Raw genomic sequence first — 19,105 nt, 5'->3', positions numbered from 1 at the left:
AATATAGAAACGAAAAAGGTAAGAAAATCTTACCCTTTATATTAGTTTATTCTGAACTTTATATATGTAATGGTTTTCCCTTTTGCAGAGAATAGTTCTTCATAATACGTTCTGATATCTCTTAAATGAGGCGTTCCCGGATCATATTCAAGCGCACTGTAGATGTCGTGATGTGCACTTATGATTTCATATCCTGCTCCCTGAAGATAGCCTAACGTATAGCCATGTAAAAATTCAGAATCCGTTTTCAAATGAATAATTCCACCAGGTTTTAAGAATTTTTTATACCGGTTCAGGAAATCCGGATGAGTTAATCTGTGCTTTGTACGTCTGTATTTAATCTGTGGATCAGGGAAGGTAATCCAGATTTCATCTACTTCATTTTCTGCAAAGAAACAATCTACCAGCTCAATCTGACTTCTTAAGAAGGCTACATTATGCATATTGTTATCAACGGCTTCTTTAGCTCCAAACCAAAATCGGGCTCCTTTAATGTCTATTCCGATAAAATTCTTTTCAGGGAATGCTTTTGCTAGGCCTACAGAATATTCTCCTTTTCCGCAACCTAATTCTAAAACAATAGGATTTTCATTTTTGAAGAAATCTTTTCTCCAGTTTCCTTTCAGTTCAAAACCGTTCAGAGCCTCTTCTCTTGTTGGCTGAACTACATTTGGTAATATTTTGTTTTCTGCGAATCTCGCCAGTTTGTTTTTGCCCATACTCTATTAAAATCGGACAAAAGTAATGAAAAAATACCTATTTTTTGATTTTTGTAATAGTATTGGAGGTTTTTTCTGTGCTATTTAGGATTGCTTAATGCGACCATAATCGGCTTCTGGACGGTTTTCTGTGATGCATATTGTGCTCCGCAAACCAAACTTGTAAAAAGATAATTTCCTTTCTCGATTACGATAGAATTATCTCCGTGAGCGGGTACAGCAAGACGGTACTTTGTATTTCCGACACCTTCCATTCTTACGATAATATTACAGTCGGAATTGTTCTCAATCATCACAATGCATTCCTTGGCGTTAGGATCATTGTCAAATAATGAGTTCAATATTTTCACCGTTTTATTTTTATGCTCAACAGGATTGCTTGCCATAAGCATATTGAATTCATCTGCTTCTGTGTTAGGAATTGCTGCTTTTGTAGCTGTAGCAGGAGTATTGGCGACATAGACATTTTGAGCGGTACTCGGAGTGTATTTTACTGATGATACTCCTGAAGCTAGCTCGGCTCTGTATTTTGCAATTTGTTTTTCTTTTATTTTCGCATTCATTTCATCGAAAGTAATCTTTGTAGAAGGCCGCCTTTTCAGAAGGGCAAGGTTTTCCTGCATCGTTTTTACTTTAGGATCTCCGGGAGCAGCATTTTGTATATATTCCTTCATCAGCTGCATTACTCTTGGTTTTATAACGGAACGGCGAGGTTCGTCAGGATGAGCGTCCCGCAAAAAAGCATTAAGCTCATAGATGTTTTTACTTTTTAAAATATTACTGTAATCTTTGTCTTTTCCTTGTGCAGAAAGATTGATACATAATAGGGTACTTAGTAAAAAAAGTAAATTCTTCATTAAAATATATGCTTTTGGACTTGGGGATCAGTGAGTCGTTAATAATTAAATACGTTATAAAATTATAAATATTTTAAAAAAAATCTCTATTTCAAAAATAAAATTTAAAACTTTTTATTTTGCGATCTCCTGCAGATGTGAGCTTTTTAGCCTTTTTTGATAAATCGGAAGATATTTTTCAATCGGTATTTTGATGGCCTCGAAGTTTCCTGCCAATACATAAGGTTCTACATTTTCTGATGTATATACGAACTGTAAGAAATTATCAATTAGGTTTTCAGGAATTTTAAACTTTACAAAATAATCTTTGCCTAAATAATTTTTAATCTGGGTAATGGAAGAATTCATTCGTTCATACGCTAGATAACGCTGTTTTTTCTTGCGGTCTCCTGAGAGGATATCATAAATACTTTCCAAACTAAAAGTGAGCCCACCATCTCTTAAGCCGGCAACCGGAAGTTCGGGTGAAGTGCCATCTCCTTTAGGAGCTGGTAAGCCGATCATTTTTTTTAGGGTAAGACTTTTGTCTTCTTTCCTTATAGCGTTTACATCATATCTGAGGTTGCCTGTAGGCTTGAATCTACTGATAAGTACTTCCTGAATGTCATAATAAGCTATTTTAAGTTCAATCAGATTTTTGCCACCCAACATTTGTTGAGTGATTTTAAAATCTTTTCTTTCTGTAATGATTGAGGTAAAACGAATTACATCTCCCAGCTTAGCTTCAATATTGAAATTACCATTATAGTTGGTAAGTACTGTTTTTTGTGTGGTAAGATTGGTCACATATACCTGATTGAGATACAAAATAGAGTTGTCTCTTAAAAAAACTTCTCCGGAGAAAAGCTGAGCATTGATTTTAGCTAAAAAAATCAAAAAAATTAAAGTAATTAGTTTCTTCATATAATTGGCAAAATTACATAGAAATACGCCAATTTATCACTTTATAAACTACAAAAACGGGTTAAAGTATATTAAACTTTAGTATAAAACTGTTAATGATTGTTATAAATATGTGTTTTAAAATTTTATCTGTGTTTTACCAAAAGCCAGCTTGTATATTTTACGGTTGTAGGAATGAGCCCGGATTCCACCCAACTGATAAAATACCAGTAGGTTGCTGTCGGTACATTTCTGCCTCCCATTCTTCCATCCCAGGTATAATTGTTGGTAGGGGTTCCTCTGAAAACCTCGGCACCATATCGGTCAAAAATTCTGAATTCAAAGTTGGTTTTATCGGCAAGCCCGGAATAATCGATCTGGTCATTGTGCCCATCTCCATTTGGTGTAATGGTATTAATAAGCTTTACAACTACAAAAGGCTTCTCAACCATTTGACAGTTTTTAGAATCTCTTACATATACCACGTGAGAGCCTCGTGCTACATTATAGAAAACATTGGAACTCTGCCAATTGATACCATCTAAAGAATACTGGTAAGGAGGGAATCCACCCCCTACATTTACTGTTACTGTTGTCCCGTTGATATCGATGGAAAGAATTGCCGGAAGCTGGGCTTCAGTAACATTTACATATTGTCTGTATACACACCCGTTATAAGTAAGATCTACCCAATAATTTCCAACAGGAACATTGGAAATATATGTTGTTGTAGCTCCTGTACTCCAAACGTAGGACTCGAAGCCTGAACCGGCATCTAAGGTTGTGGTTGTTTTTGCACAAATGATCTGATCTAATAAAATATCAGATTTCTTTGGTGTTTTTACAGTGATAATTATTTTTCCTATAGCCGGGCAAACTCCGTTTTTTTCAAATCTTATGTAAATAGTTTGAGTTCCGGAAAGAGTTATGGTGCTATTGATAGGAGTAGTACCATTTTGTGCATCCTGCAAATTGCTGTGGAAAGTATAGGTAACACCTGGATCTGTTGTAAATTGAGGGATAAAAGGTAATAGATTTATCTGTTTACTGCCATCCAGATCTTCATCACAAATACTTGTTGTAACACGATCTGTTAATAATTGAATAGGCTGTCCAATGGAAAAATTTAACGGTTGTACTACGGCTGCACACCCATCAGGTGAATCTACCCGAATATAAATTGTAGTATTTGTTGTGAAGCTCCAGCTATTAGGAAGAGTGTTGGAATTTCCTGCATTAGCATCTGTAATATTTGCATAATACCTTACATTGGTAAAATAGGTAGGGTTATTAAGAACAATTGGGGTAATGTTTAGTAAATTTATGGTAACAGTGCCGTCAAAATTATCATCACAAAATACTCCTGAATAGTTAGGAGTGATGACTGCAAGATTATAAAGACTTAATGTGATCTGAGCGATGCTTTTACAACCATTATTATTTTTTACGACAGCATACACAATAGTACCGTTTGTTGCGGTATAAGCAGTAGTAGATGTAATAAGAGCTGTTGGGTTTTCGGTTTGAGCATCTGTTAAAGTTGGGTAGTAAGTAATTGTAATAGGAGAATTGTTACTTATATTGGCAGACGTAAGGTTGAAAGTACCCTGATTATTTATATTACAGGCATAAATTGTAGCATTAGTGGTTGTAAGTGCTTCTAAGTGAATAGTAACAGTAACCGTTTCACAATCCGGAAAAACAGCATCATTTCCACAAAATGTATAGGTGAATGTATCCGTACCTGTTAGCGTTCCCGGATTGGTTGGGGTATAAGTAATAACTCCTGTTGTGGGATTGATAGTGGCAGTACCTAGCGAAGGCGGAGTGACTATTGATACCGTAGAAGGAACGGGAGTTTGTGTTGATGTTGTAAATGCAGGTGTTATTGTTTGTGTAGTACAAACATTATAGGTTGCAGTGCTTTGCTTTGTACAATTTAAAACTTTGATTTCATTAGAAATTAAAGGCGCACAACTTCCCATTGTTACTGAACATGAATAAAAGCCGGATTGAGTAGGGTTGTATGTTGAACTTGTAGCCCCGGGAATAATTGATCCGTTTCTGTACCATTGATAGCTGTCATAGATTAATGGATCTACAGTAAGCTGTATTCCCGGTGCGCAACCTGCCCCAGTCTGTAAAATGACCGGTTGTGTAGGGAAACCTGCGAAAAAACCACCATATCCTACTGCATCGCTTCCTGCATTAATTCCGGCAGTAATGGCTTTATTGGAAATAACAGTAATAGTTCCTGTTGTATTAGGTATCCCATAAGTTACCCAGTTATTGGTTCCGGTCATATCAAAAGGTCCCGTATTGGCTGGAGGGGTATTGCCATTTACTGTTACAACTGCTCCCTTTTGAGTGATCAGATTTAGTTTGGTAGGAATATTTAAAATCCCGGTGGGGTTGTTATTGGAAAGGACAAAATTTTCATCAATAAAACCGAGCTCGTTGATTTGTTTAGGCAAGTAGCAGTTCAATGCGGGGATAAAATTAAAGCCTCCGGTCGCAACTTCGCTTCCGGATGCTGAATCTCCGGCAAGCATTTGATAAACATACGCGTTTTTCGTGGTTCTTATATATAAGTTGTAATGGTTGTTTCCCTGCAAAATATATTTGCTGTCAGGAATTACATAATATTGTCCTGTATTTAATGTGGCAATAGGAGGAATTTCATTGTTTACATAAATTTGGGTATTGTCTTCAGTAGCTATTACTAAAGCTGTTTCCATATTGGATCCAATACTCCCGTTTCCTTTAACTAAGGCAAATTCGGTTCCTAATCTTTCAACAGGTACAGCCTGATCCATCAAAATATCTGAGCTTATAGGATAATTGCCTGCATACTGTCCGTTAAAATTACCGTTGGTTACATTGATTGCTTTGTTGGCAACAATTTTTGCTCCTATAAAACCATCAAAATTCCCTGCAATATCACCTATACCATCAATGATGAAAGATTTCCCTTTGTTTAATGTAAAGGTTATTGTAGGATTGGTAAGCCCGGTTGTTCCATTTGAAAACTGAACGGTCGATTTATATCCCGAGATAGTAACTGTTGTATTGTCTTCAGTTGCTAAAATACTTGTCATGAAGTTTAGGATATTATTACTTACTGTAATAGGTGCGTTTGCCGCATAAAAAGTTTTTCCGGTAGATGGGATTCCTTTAGAAGTAATGATTTCAGCGTGATTGAAAACAGAAAATCTCAGGTTGGCATAAAAAGGGAAATCTGCTTTTAGATAAAGACCTTTGGTGATAGGCGTGAAAAGATCCGTTTGCAATGTTGTGATAATATAATCTCTAAGAACATCAAACTTCTGAGGATTATTTTTACTGATTGTTACGGTGCCAATTAAAACATTATTATTATAAATATTTACCGGGAATGGGGTAGAGCGATTGGTTGATAAGTAAAGCTTTTGATAAGGATTAGGGTTTCCTGTTCTATCCATCATAGGAGCAAACCAATGTTCTCTGTCTAGCTGTGCAAAAGTAGACATGGAAATGAAAAATATAAATAAAAAAGATAGAATTTTTCTCATTCAGGGGTAGCTTTTGACACAAATTTAATAATAAAAAGTAGTATTAGCTTGAAAAAACAATAAAAAAACCACGATTTCAAATCGTGGTTTTTAATAAATTCTAGTATTAGGAATATTTATTCTCTGTTTTTAACCAAAATCCATCCAGAATATTTAACCGGAGTTTGTTTTGCATTTGGTTCATTCCAGCTTACGCTGAACCAGTAGCTTCCAGTAGATACTTTCTTGCTTCCGTTCGTTGTCCCATCCCATTTGTATCCGTTGGCTTTGTTGGCCTGGTAAATTCTAGTTCCGTATCTGTCAAAGATGTCGATTACCAGATTTGATTTATGTCCTAATTCAGAGTAATCTAAAACATCATTTACACCATCATTATTTGGAGTAATCACATTGATAATGTTAGGAATTGTAATTTCTACAGAAATAGGATTACAATCGTATGCGTCTTTTACATACACCACTCCACTTCCTCTCGGAACATTTGTGAAGACATTAGAATCCTGCCAGCTAATGTTATCCATAGAATATTTATACGGAGCCGTTCCACCTGTTGTATATACAGTAACTGTTGTCGTAGCAATATCAACACTTGTAATTACAGGTTGTTCAGAAGCATATACTTTTACCGTTTGCTTCGTCCAACAATCTCCTGTTTTTAGTTTTACCCAGTATGTACCTACGGTAACATCAGATATTGTTTGTGTTGTTGCTCCTGTACTCCACTGATATCCGTCGAAGTTAGGACCAGCATCTAATGTGGTTTTATCTTCCATACAGATAATCTTATCAGTTAAAACTGTTGATTTAGTAGGAGGGAAAACAACAAGTGTAACTTTAGCAATTCTATAACATCCGTTTCCGTTCGTTACCCTTACAAATACAACTCCATTAGGAGCAATATACTGATTAGGAGTTAAAATTTCATTAGTACCGTTTTGAGCATCTGTAAGTGAAGGATAATATTTTTTTGTTACTCCTGGTTGTCCTGAAACTGGGGCAATGGTAAGATCAAATTGACCTGTAGCTGTATTGGTTTCTAAGAAACAAGTTCTCAATATTGCATCAGTTACGACAGGAAGTTCAGAAACATTTAAAGTTAAAGTAACCTGTTCACAATCTACAAACTCTGGAGCTATTCCACAGAATTTATATACAACAGTATCAGTTCCTACGAAGTTAACATTTGGTGTGTAGTTAATAACACCGGTTACAGGATTTACTGTCGCAATACCATTAGTAGGAGGGGTAACGATAGTTACAGAACTTGGATTATATGTCTGTGTTGAAATAGTAAATTCTGGAATGATCACCTGCGAAATGTCGCAAACATTCATTGTTTTGTTAGACTTGGTTAAACATGTGAACACTTTGAAGACAGGAGTCGTTTCTGGAGGGCAACTTCCAATAGTAACTTTTACAGTATAGTCGCCTCCCTGTGTCGGAGTATATGTGTTTCCATTAGCACCGGTAATAGGATTTCCATTTAAAAACCATTGGTAGGTATCATAACTGTCATCTACTTCCAATTTAATTCCAGGAATACAATCTCCTGTCGTTTTAGAAATAAGAGGAATGGAAGAGAATCCTGCGAAGTACCCTCCATATCCTGCTGTACTATATCCACCGTTTATACCTGCTGTTACGGCTTTGTTCGATTGAATAGCAAGGTTCCCTGTAACACCAGTGATAGCATAGGTTACCCAGTTACTGTTTCCTGTAAGACTGTAAGGCCCCTGTGCTGCAGTAGGTGTGATCGGAGCACCTCCATTAACGCTATATGTAACGGTTGCTCCAACTTCAGTTAAAATATTCAATTTTAAAGTAATCGGACTACCTCCTGATCCTGGCATTTCGTTTACTTTACCAATTTCATCAATTTTTCTAGGTAAGAAACAGTTCAAAGGTGGAATATAATTGTATCCTCCTGTTGCCGTTCCATCAGAACCTACCAATTGATAAAGGTACACGTTTTTTGAAGTATGTACATAAACGTTGTAATGGTTATTACCTTGGTTAATATAGGCGTTATTTAAAATTCTATAATACTGTCCTTCATTAAGGGTTGCAACAGGAGTTGCTCCATTGTTAAGATAAACTTCAGTATTATTTTCTGTTGCAATTACAATACCTCCTTCCATATCATACGAGTTGTTAATAGGAGATAAACTTCTTACCATTGCAAATTCGTTTCCAAGTCTTTCTGTAGGAACAGACTGGTCTAGTACAAGGTCAGATCCAGAAGACTGGCTTCCAGTGGCATACATTGCATTGGCATTTCCGTTGGTCACTGTAATAGCCTTGTTTGAAGTAATCTTAGCCCCTATGAAACCTGTAAAGTTGGGAGTGTTATCTCCAAGCCCTGCAAGAATATAAGATTGTCCTTTGTTTAAAGTAAAAGTCACACTTAAAGGAGCTGGTGTATTATTTACAAACTGTATATTAGGGTTATAACCTGAAACAGTTACTGTAGTGCCATCTTCTGTAGCCATGATTCCTGTGGTAAAGTTCATTAGAAAAGCACTGCTATAAGTAATAGGTGCTGCGGCGGCATAAAACTTAGTTCCTATTCCTGCTTTTCCTTTAGAAGTTACAATTTCACCGTGAGCACTTTGTGCAGCTCTCAAGCTACAAAAGAAAGGCTTATCTCCTTTCAGATATAGTCCTTTGGTAATCACTGTAGCAGCTTCAGATGCATTACTTGTGGATATAAGAGCTGGAGCAACAGTGTAACTCTGTGGGGCACCTTTACTTATAGTAACGGTAGTAAGGAGAGTATTGTTGTTATAAATCTTTACCTGAAACGGTGTCGTCGAGTCTGTGGACATATACAACGTATTGGTATATCCGGTAGCACTAGAGCTCATAAAGTATGGTGCTATCCAGTGCTCAGTATCTCTCTGAGCAAATAATGTACTGATTGAAAAGAAAATCAATACTAAGCTGAGTAGAAATTTTTTCATAAACGTTAGAATTAGGATTTTTGCAAAATTAAAAGAATATTTGATATGTTTTGAAAAAAATAAAAGAAAATATGATAAAGCAACAATAAAAAAGCCACAATCTTTTTAAATTGTGGCTTTAAAATATAGTTTTAAAAATTATTCTCTGTTTTTCACAAGGACCCAACCTGTATATTTTATCGGCGTTTTCGCTGCATTGGGTTCGTTCCAATTAATATGATACCAGTAAGTGCCTGTTACAATCTTTTTTCCGGATCCTTTTCCATCCCAACGGTAGTTGTTGAATTTATCTCCGGTGAAGATTTTGTTACCGTATCGGTCATAGATTACGAATGTAAGATTCTCTTTATAAGCTAACGCACTATAGTCGATAACATCATTTACGTTATCTCCATTAGGGGTGATTGCATTGATTAAGTTAGGTACAGTTACTTCCACAGAGATAGGAGCACAGCTGTACGCATCTTTCACATAAAAAGTATGTTGCCCTCTCGATAAGTTTGTGAATACATTAGAATCTTGCCATGCAGTAGTTCCGTCTACAGAATATTTATAAGGGGCAACTCCTCCGGTAACGATTACGGTAGCTGTATTGTTTGTAATTTCGATTTTAGTAATTACCGGATCCTGAGCTTTTTTCACATGTACAGTCTGTTCCAGGAAACAGCCGTTATGTTCAAGAATGACAGTATATTCCCCTACAGACAATCCTTGAATAGATGATGTTGTTGCCCCTGTACTCCATTGGTAGCTGTCATATCCTGGACCTGCATCCAAAGAGGTTCTGCCATCAATACAAATAAATTTGTCTACTAAAAGTGGAGATTTTTTTACAGGAATCGGAACTAATTTAATTTTTGTCGTTGCAACACATCCTCCTTCAGCTGTTATTTTTACATAAGCATAGCCACCTGCTGAAGCATACTTTTTAGGAGTTGTAATCTCATTATTATTTGTATTTAAATCATTCAGTGTAGGGTAATACTTTTTCGTATAAGGAGAAGTATAATCAATAACATTTGCTGTCGTAAGGTCAAACAATGCGGTAGGGTCAGTGTCGTATTGACATGCTGTGATGGTCGGTTCTTTAGGAACAAGAGGTACAATTTTTATGGTATGGGTTACCTGCTCACAATCTACAAATTCAGGGTCGTTTCCACAGAATTTATAAACAATTACATCTGAGCCGGCGAAACCAGCATTCGGAGTATAAGTAATCGTCCCGTTTGCATTTACTACCGCTGTACCGTGAGTAGGTGCTGTGATAATTTTTACAGTATTGGCAACAGGGGCCTGAGTTGAAGACGTGAAGGTAGGAGTTATGATTTTGGTGCCGCAACTTTCATCTGTTTTTGCTGTTTCTTTTAAACATGAAAACACTTTATAAGCAATTGTTGTTACAGGCTGACATCCTCCCATTGTTACTCTTACAGTATAGTTGCCCCCTACTAATGGAGCATAGGTATTTGAAGTTGCTCCCGGAATAATGTTACCATTTAGATACCATTGGTAAGAGTCATATCCAGGATCTACTTCCAGGATAATTCCCGGAGCACATTCTCCTGTTTGTTTTGAAATAACCGGAATTGAAGAGAATCCTGCAAAATATCCTCCATATCCTGAAGTGTTATATCCTCCGTTAATTCCAGCAGTTACTGCTTTATTGGATTCAATTTTAACAGTACCCGTTACCCCTTCAATACCATAGGTTACCCAGGCTGTATTTCCGGTAAGGGGATAAGGTCCTTGTGCAGCAGTTGGAGTGATTGGAGCTCCTGGTACTCCTCCCGGAGGCGTTACAGTGTAAGTAACAGTAGCACCTGCTTCTGTCAAAATGTTCAATTTTATAACTTGCCCTGCTGGTACAGTACTGGTGTCATTTGTCCCAAGAGGCATTTCATTCACAAATGCAATTTCATCAATTTTTCTAGGCAAAAAACAGTTTAATGGAGGGATGTAGTTAAATCCGCATGTTGCACTGCTGTCAAGAACAGAAACCAATTGATATAGATATACTTTTTTTGAAGTAGATACAAACATATTATAATGGCCATTTGTTCCCTGCAAAACATAGTTGTCGCCTGCAATTCTATACCATTCGCCTTGGTTGAGTGTAGCGATTGGAGTGGTCGATCCGTTTATGAATATTTTAGTGTCGTTTTCAACAGCAACAACAATAGCTCCTTCAAGATCAGATGTAGTAGATCTTGTTCTTACGATTGCAAATGTGCTTCCTAATCTTTCGGTAGGAACAGATTGGTCTAAAATTGCATCCGACCCGGAACCTGTATTGTTACCGAAATTACCATTAACGTTTCCGTTAGTAAGTGTAACCGGCTTGTCAGAAACAATTTTAGCTCCGGTAAAAGGGGCTGTCGCTCCTGCGTTCCCCGCAAAGATGAAAGATTGCCCTTTATTTAAAGTAAAAGTATGGGTATTCCCTGTCGGAGAGCCGCCAAAAAATGCTACAAATCCGCTCCAAGTTGCGGTTACGGTTGTATTGTTTTCCGTTGCCATAACAGCTGCAGTAAAGTTATTTGAAGTGGCTGTAGAAGGAGTTGAAGCTACGTAAAACTCTTTCCCTATACCTGCTTTCCCTTTACTTGTGACAATTTCAGCATGGGTTGTGCTACTTACCATTCTCAAGCTACAGAAAAATGGTTTACCACCAGTTATATATAGCCCTTTGTCAATAGGTGTAAATGCTTCTAAAGTACTATTTGTTGCAATATTGGTACGAGGTATCGAGTAAGTTTTTGGACTGTTTTTGCTAATGGTAACAGTACCTAACAAAGTTCCAAAGCTACCTCCTGTGTATATTTTAACATCAAAAGGGGTTACGGAATCTGTGGATAGATATACTGCCTGCGTATATTGCTGAGAATAATAGAACGGAGCAATCCAATGCTCTGTATCTTTTTGGGCAAAGATGGTATTAAATGTAAAAAACAATAATACGAAAGAGAATAGAAATCTTTTCATAGTTGTTGGAATTAGGATTTTTACAAAATTAAAATATTATTTTGAATATTGTTTACGAATAATAAATAAAAAATTAAAATAATATTCATGTTTTCATTAAAATCTATGAAGAAAATTAAAAGTATCTCTTTTTTTTACAGAGTATAAAAGTATTTTAATGAATTAATACTTTTCTTAAAAAAACTTTTTTTGATTTTTTTGGAGCTGAAAGTTTTTAACAAAAAAATCCGAAGAAATATTTCTTCGGATTTAAGTTTAGGCTGATCAATATCCAATTATTCAATCATCTATTTATTTTTTGATCACTTTTTCGGTAAAGATTTCATTTTTGTTAGAGATGATTTTTATAATGTACACTCCTTCTTTTTGTGAATGAATATCAATGTCTACAGTATTTTGGTCTCTAAATGTCTTTTCATATACTGTTTTTCCGCTAAGATCTACGATCTGGATTTTCCCGGCTTCAATTTTCTTTTGATCTAAAATGACTTTGATTGCACCGTTTGTAGGATTAGGAGTAATCTGTATTGAATTTTCATCTAGTACTGGATAAGATGGTCCAGCCTGCCTCATTCCGCAATTAGGTAAAGAAGTTAATAAAAGATCATAATTAAAATAAGGGTATCCGTTCCAGCTCATCACATCATAAGAGTTACCTTGATAATTATATTGAAGCCCTAAAATAAATACAAATTTAGCATCCGTAATTCCTGGAAAACTAAAATCTGAAGGTTGTAGTGCATAATAAAAATCTGTAGGGGATGTCATTACCGGATTAAAATTGACACCATAATCCTGGCCTGTAACAATATCTCTTGCCACTAATTTAAATTGTGTAAAAGTTGCTCCGGCTGGTAATGAATAGCTTCCGGAAATAGTTTGCACCATGTTGGTCCCGCATCCATTGGGCTCATATTTAAAATTAACACTTCCCCAGCCTGAAGTATCGCAAATCTGAGTGCCTAAGCGTACCCAGTAATCTATTTCAGATGGTGACATGTCGAAGCTTGTTCTTGGGAAATAAAGTCTTGTTGGGGATCCGTAATCGGGATCGTCAATATTGGTTTCCACGGGCCCGCTGTAAGATCCTCCCTGGCTTGCAATGGATGCTGCGGCCTCTGTAGCTGGAGTATCCGGATTTATATGGATAACTGCAAATTTTGCATTTCTATTGACTTTAAAATCGGTTACATATTTGAAAGCTTCAGGAGTATTGGGAGTAGGGTAATCGTAGTTGACAAGATAAGAGCCAAAGCTGAGATTTCCTGTATTCCTTTCAGCGTCCGTAAATACTACTACTTTTAAAGGATTCGCCGGATCGTTGTTTAATGTTGTCTGTGGACTTACAATGTCAGGATTGGAAACCCCATCCAAAGCATTCCCGATAATTCCCAGGGCTTCATGAAAATGATCTCCGTTATCAAGTCTTCTTTCAATCTGTTGGGTCATGAAAGTGTCGTTTGAAAAATCATACTCAATGTAAATTTTCGGGCTATAGTTGGTATTGTTGGTGTTATAAATTCCGGTGCCATAATGTACTAGAGCAATTCTGTTTAAAGGATTGCATGATAATAGCTGCTGAATCAGTTTTGTTGCTCCCAGTTTCATTGATTCGAAACGTTGTGTTGTCATTGAGCTTCCGTTATCTAAGACAATGATGTAATCTGATCCTCCGTTTTGTGCTCGCAAAGCATTCCAAGACATTATAAATGTCAGAAACAAGAATAAAAATGTTTTTTTCATAGTTAAATTTTGAGTTTAAGTTTTTAAAAGTAACAAATTATCTTCGTTTGGTGAAATAAGCAATTGAAATTTTAGTTTTTGCAAGATTCTTGGTCTACTATTTTTATTAATAATATTTTATGAATGATTTATATATAAAAAACAGCTTCCTTGAAAGCTGTTTTTATGGTTAATTAATGAACGATTTCAATAATTATTATCTGTTTTTGATCAATATCCATCCCGAATATGAAACGGGCAATTTAGTATCCGGCTCAGTCCATTTTAAAATATACCAATAAGTTCCCGTAGAAAGCGTTCTTCCTCCTGATTTTCCATCCCAGATATAATTGTTGTCAGATGATTTGTAAACAAGCGCTCCATATCTGTCCACTACTTCAATGGAAACGTTTTGTTTAATTCTCAGATCTGAATAATTTAATACATCATTATGGCCGTCTCCGTTGGGAGTAATAGCGTTGATGAGATTTACAATTAGGAAGTCTTTTGTTGTCGGCTGACATCCGTCTTTTCCAAGTACATAAGCCTTATGTGGGCCTCTTGATAATCCGGTGAAAACATTGGAGGACTGATAATCAATTCCATTTAAAGAATACTGATATGGAGGAGTTCCTCCGGTAACATAAACAGTAGCTGTAGAACCTGAAGTTTCAATTCTAGTGATAGTCGGAGCCTGTGCCGCAGTTACATTTACGGTTTGACGATAGACACAACCATTAAATCCTAAATCTACATAGTAAGTACCCGTTCCGACTGTAATGCTTTGAGTGGTAGCACCTGTGCTCCAAAGATATGATGTAAACCCTGTTCCTGCATTAAGTATTGCTTTTTCATTTGAGCAAATAACCTGATCACTTAGCGTGCCAGATTTTTTTGGTGATTTTAATTTAATATTTAAAACTGCTGTATTCGGACATTCTGTAGGACTTTGGAATCTGATATAGAATGTACTTGCAGAAGTGATGATCTGTGAAGCAGGTAGGGCATTACTACCATTTTGTGCATCAGCTAAAGTAGAATGAAAAGTTAAAGTTACTGATGGATCTGCTGTAAATTGATTTTTATAATCATTTAAATTGGCGGTTTCGGAGCCGTCAAGGTTGTTATCACAAATATCTACACTGATATTGTTATTAAGTAAGGTAAGTCTGTTGCCAATTTTAAAATTAATTTGGCCAAAAGCCGTCGCACATGTACCTGTAGTTGCGTCTACTCTTACATAAACGGTGGTGTTGGTAGTATAGGTCCAGTTTGCGGGTAATGTATTTGCGTTTCCTGCATTGGCATCTGCCTGAACCAAATAATATCTTACAGTAAAGTTTGTGGAGTTATTAACGATCTGTGGTGTGATATTCGCAAAATTTACATTGATGATTCCATCAAAATTATCATCACATAATGTAGCGTTGAAATTAGCGGTATTTACATTAGGAGATGGATTGGTTGTTAAATTAATCTGTGTCACCTTTGAACACCCATACTGTGAAGTTACATTAGCATATACTGTTCCTGCGGGTCCTGTATAGGTTGCTGGAGTTGTAATTTGTCCTGTTAAGTTGGCATTGGTAAAATAAGTAACAGTAATCCCTGGATCAGAAGATACGTTGGCTGTAGTAAGGTTGAAGGTTCCGTTTCCGTTTGCATCTGCGCAAGAAGATAACGAAGTATTATTTATCTGTAGTACATTGGTATTGATAATGATTTTAAAATATTCAAAATCTGCTGGGTTCCCGTTTCCTTGTATATAATAAATAAAAGTATCTGTTGTATTTACTGTTAATCCTGCATTGGGAGTGTAAGTGATTTGACCTGTCGTAGGATTCACAGTTGCTGTTCCTGAAGCGGGAGCGGAAATAATTGCCGTATTAGCAGGAACTATACTTTGTGTAGAGTTCGTAAACGCAGGAATGATGGTTTTCGTATTACAAGATCCAATATTGTATGTTGTTGTTGTAATTGGTGGACAAAGTGTATAATTATATGCAGTGGTCAGCTTAGATTCGCAATTGGTTTTGGTAACTAAACAAGTGTAGCTTCCGGCTCCATATAATTCAGGATTGATAGAATAAGAAGTTGCTCCGGGAATAATATTACCATTAAGATACCATTGATAGCTGTCATAAGTATTGTCAACCTGTAATAAGACTCCTAAATAACAATCTCCTGTTTTAGAAATTACCGGCACTGATGAAAAACCTGCAAAATATCCTCCGTATCCTACAGCCCCACTTCCGGCAGCAATTCCAGCAGTTACGGATTTTGTGGAACTTACAGTAACCGTTCCTGATACATTCGGAATGGAGTAGGTTACCCAGTTCGGGTTTCCTGTTACAGGGTAAGGCCCGTTTGCAGCAGCGATCGGGTTGTTGTTAAATGTTACCGTTGCTCCCGTTTGGGTAATGATATTAAGTTTTGTGTTGTACGTTTGTGCGCCAATTTGGTTGATAAATCCAATTTCGTCAACTTTATTAGGCATGAAACAGCTTAAAGGGGGGATAAAATTCATTCCGCCGGTTGCATATTCATTGACGGACGAGCTTCCTGTAATCCCTGCCAATAATTGATAAACATAAACATTTTTGGTAGTGGAAATTCCCATATTATAATTTCCATTACCCTGGTTGATGTAATTACTGCTCGGAACCATAAAATATTGCCCTGCATTCAAAGTAATTCCTGTACTTACACCGTTTAGGGTGATTTGGGTATTGTCTTCAGTGGCAATCAAAAGGGCGGTTTCCATTTGATAAGTGATATTCCCGTTACCTTTTACCAATACGAAATCTTTTCCTAATCTGTCAACCGGAACTGCCTGATCCATAAGAACATCATTGTTGGTGAAATTCTGGTTCGTGTATATTCCGTTGAAATTTCCATTGGTAACAGAAATAGGTTTTGTAGATTCTATTTTTGCTCCTACAAGACCTGCTAAATTATATTGTGAGTCCGAACTTACCGCGTCTAAAATATAAGACTGTCCTTTGTTAAGAGTAAATGTTTTAGTAGCAGAGGAGCTGCCATCAGAAAAAATAACGTTCGGGTTGTATCCGGAAATCACGACAGATGTATTGTCTTCAGTGGCAGTAATTCCAATCGTAGAGTTTACATAGTTGGCTATACCCGTAATGGGTATTACTCCTGCATAAAATTTCGTTCCCAACCCGGCAAGACCTTTTGAAGTGATAATTTCAGCATGGTTTTGTAAAGAAAATCGATAATTGGCAAAGAATTTTTTTGTGCCTTTTACATACATTCCCATAGAATTGGGAGCAAATAAGAGCGCTTGATTGGTTGTAATTAAAAAGTCGTTCGGAATACTTATCTGTACAGGGTTTCCTTTACTTACTTGTACGGTGGTAAAGAGCGTATTGTTATTAAAAACCTGTACAGGAAATGGAGTTGTTTCGTTTGTTGATAGATATAAGTAACCGCTCAGTCCGCTTGAGCCTGCTTTTGAAGCCATGGGAGCAAACCAATGATCCGTATCAAGCTGAGCATTAAAGAATAAACAAAGAAATGTACAAATGGTTAATAGAAATTTTTTCATTTTTTTCAATAAGGGATGCAAATGTAAGTATTAAAAATCAATTTTTTACATAAAATTTCAACTGTGATTTATAGGATGGTTAATATTATTAAATATTTAATGATTTTTTAATAATCAATAAATTGGTGTAATTACGGAATAAAAAAATCCCGATGAAAAATCACCGGGATTATATTTTAGATTGAAAGAATAAATTATAAGCTTACTCTTCTGAATCCTGTTACTTTTAGATCTCCGTTTACAGACTTTACATAGTCAGCAACTGAGATGCTTGGGTCTTTAATGAAAGATTGGTGTACCAAAGTATTGTCTTTGTAGAATCTTTGCATTTTACCTTTAAGGATGTTTTCGATAATGTTTTCAGGCTTACCTTCTTTTGTTAGAAGTTCTCTTTCGATTTCTAATTCCTTATCGATAGTTTCCTGAGAAACCATAGTTTCGTCAAGAGCAATTGGGTTCATTGCAGCAGCCTGCATAGAAACAGCTTTAGCAGCTTCATCAGCTCCGTCTACTTTAGCAGAAAGAGAAGTGATGGCAGCAATTTTGTTTCCAGCGTGGATATAAGCTCCTAAGAAAGGACCTTCGATTCTTTCGAATGCGCCGATCTCGATTTTCTCACCAATAACACCTGTTTGTTCAATTAATTTCTCAGCAACAGTAATTCCGTGGAAATCTGTAGCCAATAATTCTTCTTTAGTTGCAGCAGTGATAGCCATTTCAGCTAATTCATAAGCTAGCTCGATGAAAGCTTCATTTTTAGCAACGAAGTCAGTTTCACAGTTCAAAGAAATGATTGCACCTAAAGTGTTATCTTCGTTTACTCTTGCGATTACAGCACCTTCAGTAGATTCTCTGTCAGCTCTGTTAGCAGCAACTTTTTGTCCTTTTTTTCTAAGGATATCTACCGCTTTTTCGAAGTCTCCTTCAGCTTCAACTAGAGCTTTCTTGCAGTCCATCATACCTGCACCTGTTTGGTTTCTTAATTTTGCTACGTCTGCAGCAGCTGGTGTATAAGACATAATATCTATTATTTTTTTATTTAAAGATTCGTATTAAATTTTAGTTTATTTTTGAGCAGTGCAAAGATAATGATTTTAATGATAAACTAAAAAATGACTTTTCACGTTATTTAGTTATTTAATAATTTTTTAAATATTTGGTTAATGAAAAAAATATTTCTTCTTATATTATTATGTGTTTTTTCTTTAGGATTTTCTCAAAAAAAGAAAGCAAAAACTAAAACAAAGGCTGTTGTTGAAAAAGAAACGGCTATTATCTATACTGAAGCCGATGCTGAAAATAGCAGTGAAGCCAGAGTGATTGCCGGATTTTTGAAACAGAATCCCAATCATCCTAAAACAGACCATTTCAAGAGAAAACTAATGGATATTATTATGGCGACGCCTTCTCCTACTGAATCTAAACCTATGATGGCATCTGTAGGAAAAGAAAAAGTTACTCCTAAAGCGGATGTTAATAAATCGTTAGCATCAAATACTAGTCTTAAATCTGCAGCTCCGGCAAGAACAGTAAATTATGCAAGCGTAGGTGGGACGAGTAAAAAATCTGAACCGGACGAACACGGAAAGAAAACTGCGGCTTTGCTGACACATATTTTTAACAATGATATTAGTGATAAAGAAGCATATGTGAATGTTAAAAATAAATCAAAATGTAATATGGAGATGAAAATAAGCGGCAAGAAAAACTATAGTTTGATTATTCCTTCAAGAAGTGAAAATTATGTTATGGTAGATAAAGGAGATTATCAGCTGTCTACTAAAGTGTGTGACTCACCATATACTACTGTAAAGAAAATAGATAAAGATATTGAGATTGCTCTAAATATAGGGGAATAAAAGAA

General features: G+C 36.2%; 10 protein-coding genes. 1 reads left to right on the top strand and 9 read right to left on the bottom strand.

Annotated features, from left to right (window positions below; all coding sequences use genetic code 11):
* Positions 1 to 41: 41 nt before the first annotated feature.
* The 9 genes from trmB to tsf all read right to left on the bottom strand — a co-directional run bounded on the left by trmB (position 42) and on the right by tsf (position 18,260).
* Positions 42 to 719, bottom strand: a complete 678-nt coding sequence (trmB, locus tag CLV73_RS11280) for a tRNA (guanosine(46)-N7)-methyltransferase TrmB (RefSeq protein WP_100376897.1) — start codon at positions 717 to 719, stop codon at positions 42 to 44.
* Between the two features lie 80 nt (positions 720 to 799).
* Positions 800 to 1,576 carry a DUF6759 domain-containing protein gene (locus CLV73_RS11275; RefSeq protein WP_100376896.1) on the bottom strand — a complete coding sequence of 259 codons (777 nt, stop codon included), beginning with the start codon at positions 1,574 to 1,576 and terminating at the stop codon, positions 800 to 802.
* Positions 1,577 to 1,690: 114 nt separating this feature from the next.
* Entirely contained in the window at positions 1,691 to 2,479 is a 789-nt protein-coding gene (locus CLV73_RS11270; protein WP_100376895.1) for a hypothetical protein, read from the bottom strand.
* Between the two features lie 125 nt (positions 2,480 to 2,604).
* Complete coding sequence (locus tag CLV73_RS11265; protein ID WP_100376894.1) at positions 2,605 to 6,009, bottom strand: T9SS type B sorting domain-containing protein; 3,405 nt, start codon at positions 6,007 to 6,009, stop codon at positions 2,605 to 2,607.
* Positions 6,010 to 6,125: 116 nt separating this feature from the next.
* Positions 6,126 to 8,969, bottom strand: a complete 2,844-nt coding sequence (locus CLV73_RS11260) for a T9SS type B sorting domain-containing protein (protein ID WP_100376893.1) — start codon at positions 8,967 to 8,969, stop codon at positions 6,126 to 6,128.
* 138 nt (positions 8,970 to 9,107) lie between these two features.
* The gene (locus tag CLV73_RS11255; RefSeq protein WP_100376892.1) at positions 9,108 to 11,951 is read right to left on the bottom strand and encodes a T9SS type B sorting domain-containing protein; all 2,844 of its coding nucleotides are present in this window, start codon (positions 11,949 to 11,951) and stop codon (positions 9,108 to 9,110) included.
* 291 nt (positions 11,952 to 12,242) lie between these two features.
* The gene (locus CLV73_RS11250; protein ID WP_100376891.1) at positions 12,243 to 13,694 is read right to left on the bottom strand and encodes a T9SS type A sorting domain-containing protein; all 1,452 of its coding nucleotides are present in this window, start codon (positions 13,692 to 13,694) and stop codon (positions 12,243 to 12,245) included.
* Between the two features lie 196 nt (positions 13,695 to 13,890).
* The gene (locus CLV73_RS11245; protein ID WP_100376890.1) at positions 13,891 to 17,241 is read right to left on the bottom strand and encodes a T9SS type B sorting domain-containing protein; all 3,351 of its coding nucleotides are present in this window, start codon (positions 17,239 to 17,241) and stop codon (positions 13,891 to 13,893) included.
* A 194-nt stretch (positions 17,242 to 17,435) separates the two neighbouring features.
* Entirely contained in the window at positions 17,436 to 18,260 is an 825-nt protein-coding gene (tsf, locus tag CLV73_RS11240; RefSeq protein ID WP_100376889.1) for a translation elongation factor Ts, read from the bottom strand.
* Positions 18,261 to 18,404: 144 nt separating this feature from the next.
* On the opposite strand from tsf, the gene CLV73_RS11235 reads away from it, so the two are divergent.
* Positions 18,405 to 19,100 carry a DUF6759 domain-containing protein gene (locus CLV73_RS11235; RefSeq protein ID WP_100376888.1) on the top strand — a complete coding sequence of 232 codons (696 nt, stop codon included), beginning with the start codon at positions 18,405 to 18,407 and terminating at the stop codon, positions 19,098 to 19,100.
* Positions 19,101 to 19,105 lie beyond the last annotated feature (5 nt).

The organism is Chryseobacterium geocarposphaerae (assembly GCF_002797535.1).
GTDB classification, from domain to species: domain Bacteria; phylum Bacteroidota; class Bacteroidia; order Flavobacteriales; family Weeksellaceae; genus Chryseobacterium; species Chryseobacterium geocarposphaerae.
Note: the sequence above shows the minus strand (reverse complement) of the source record. Positions and strands in the feature narration are given on the sequence as shown.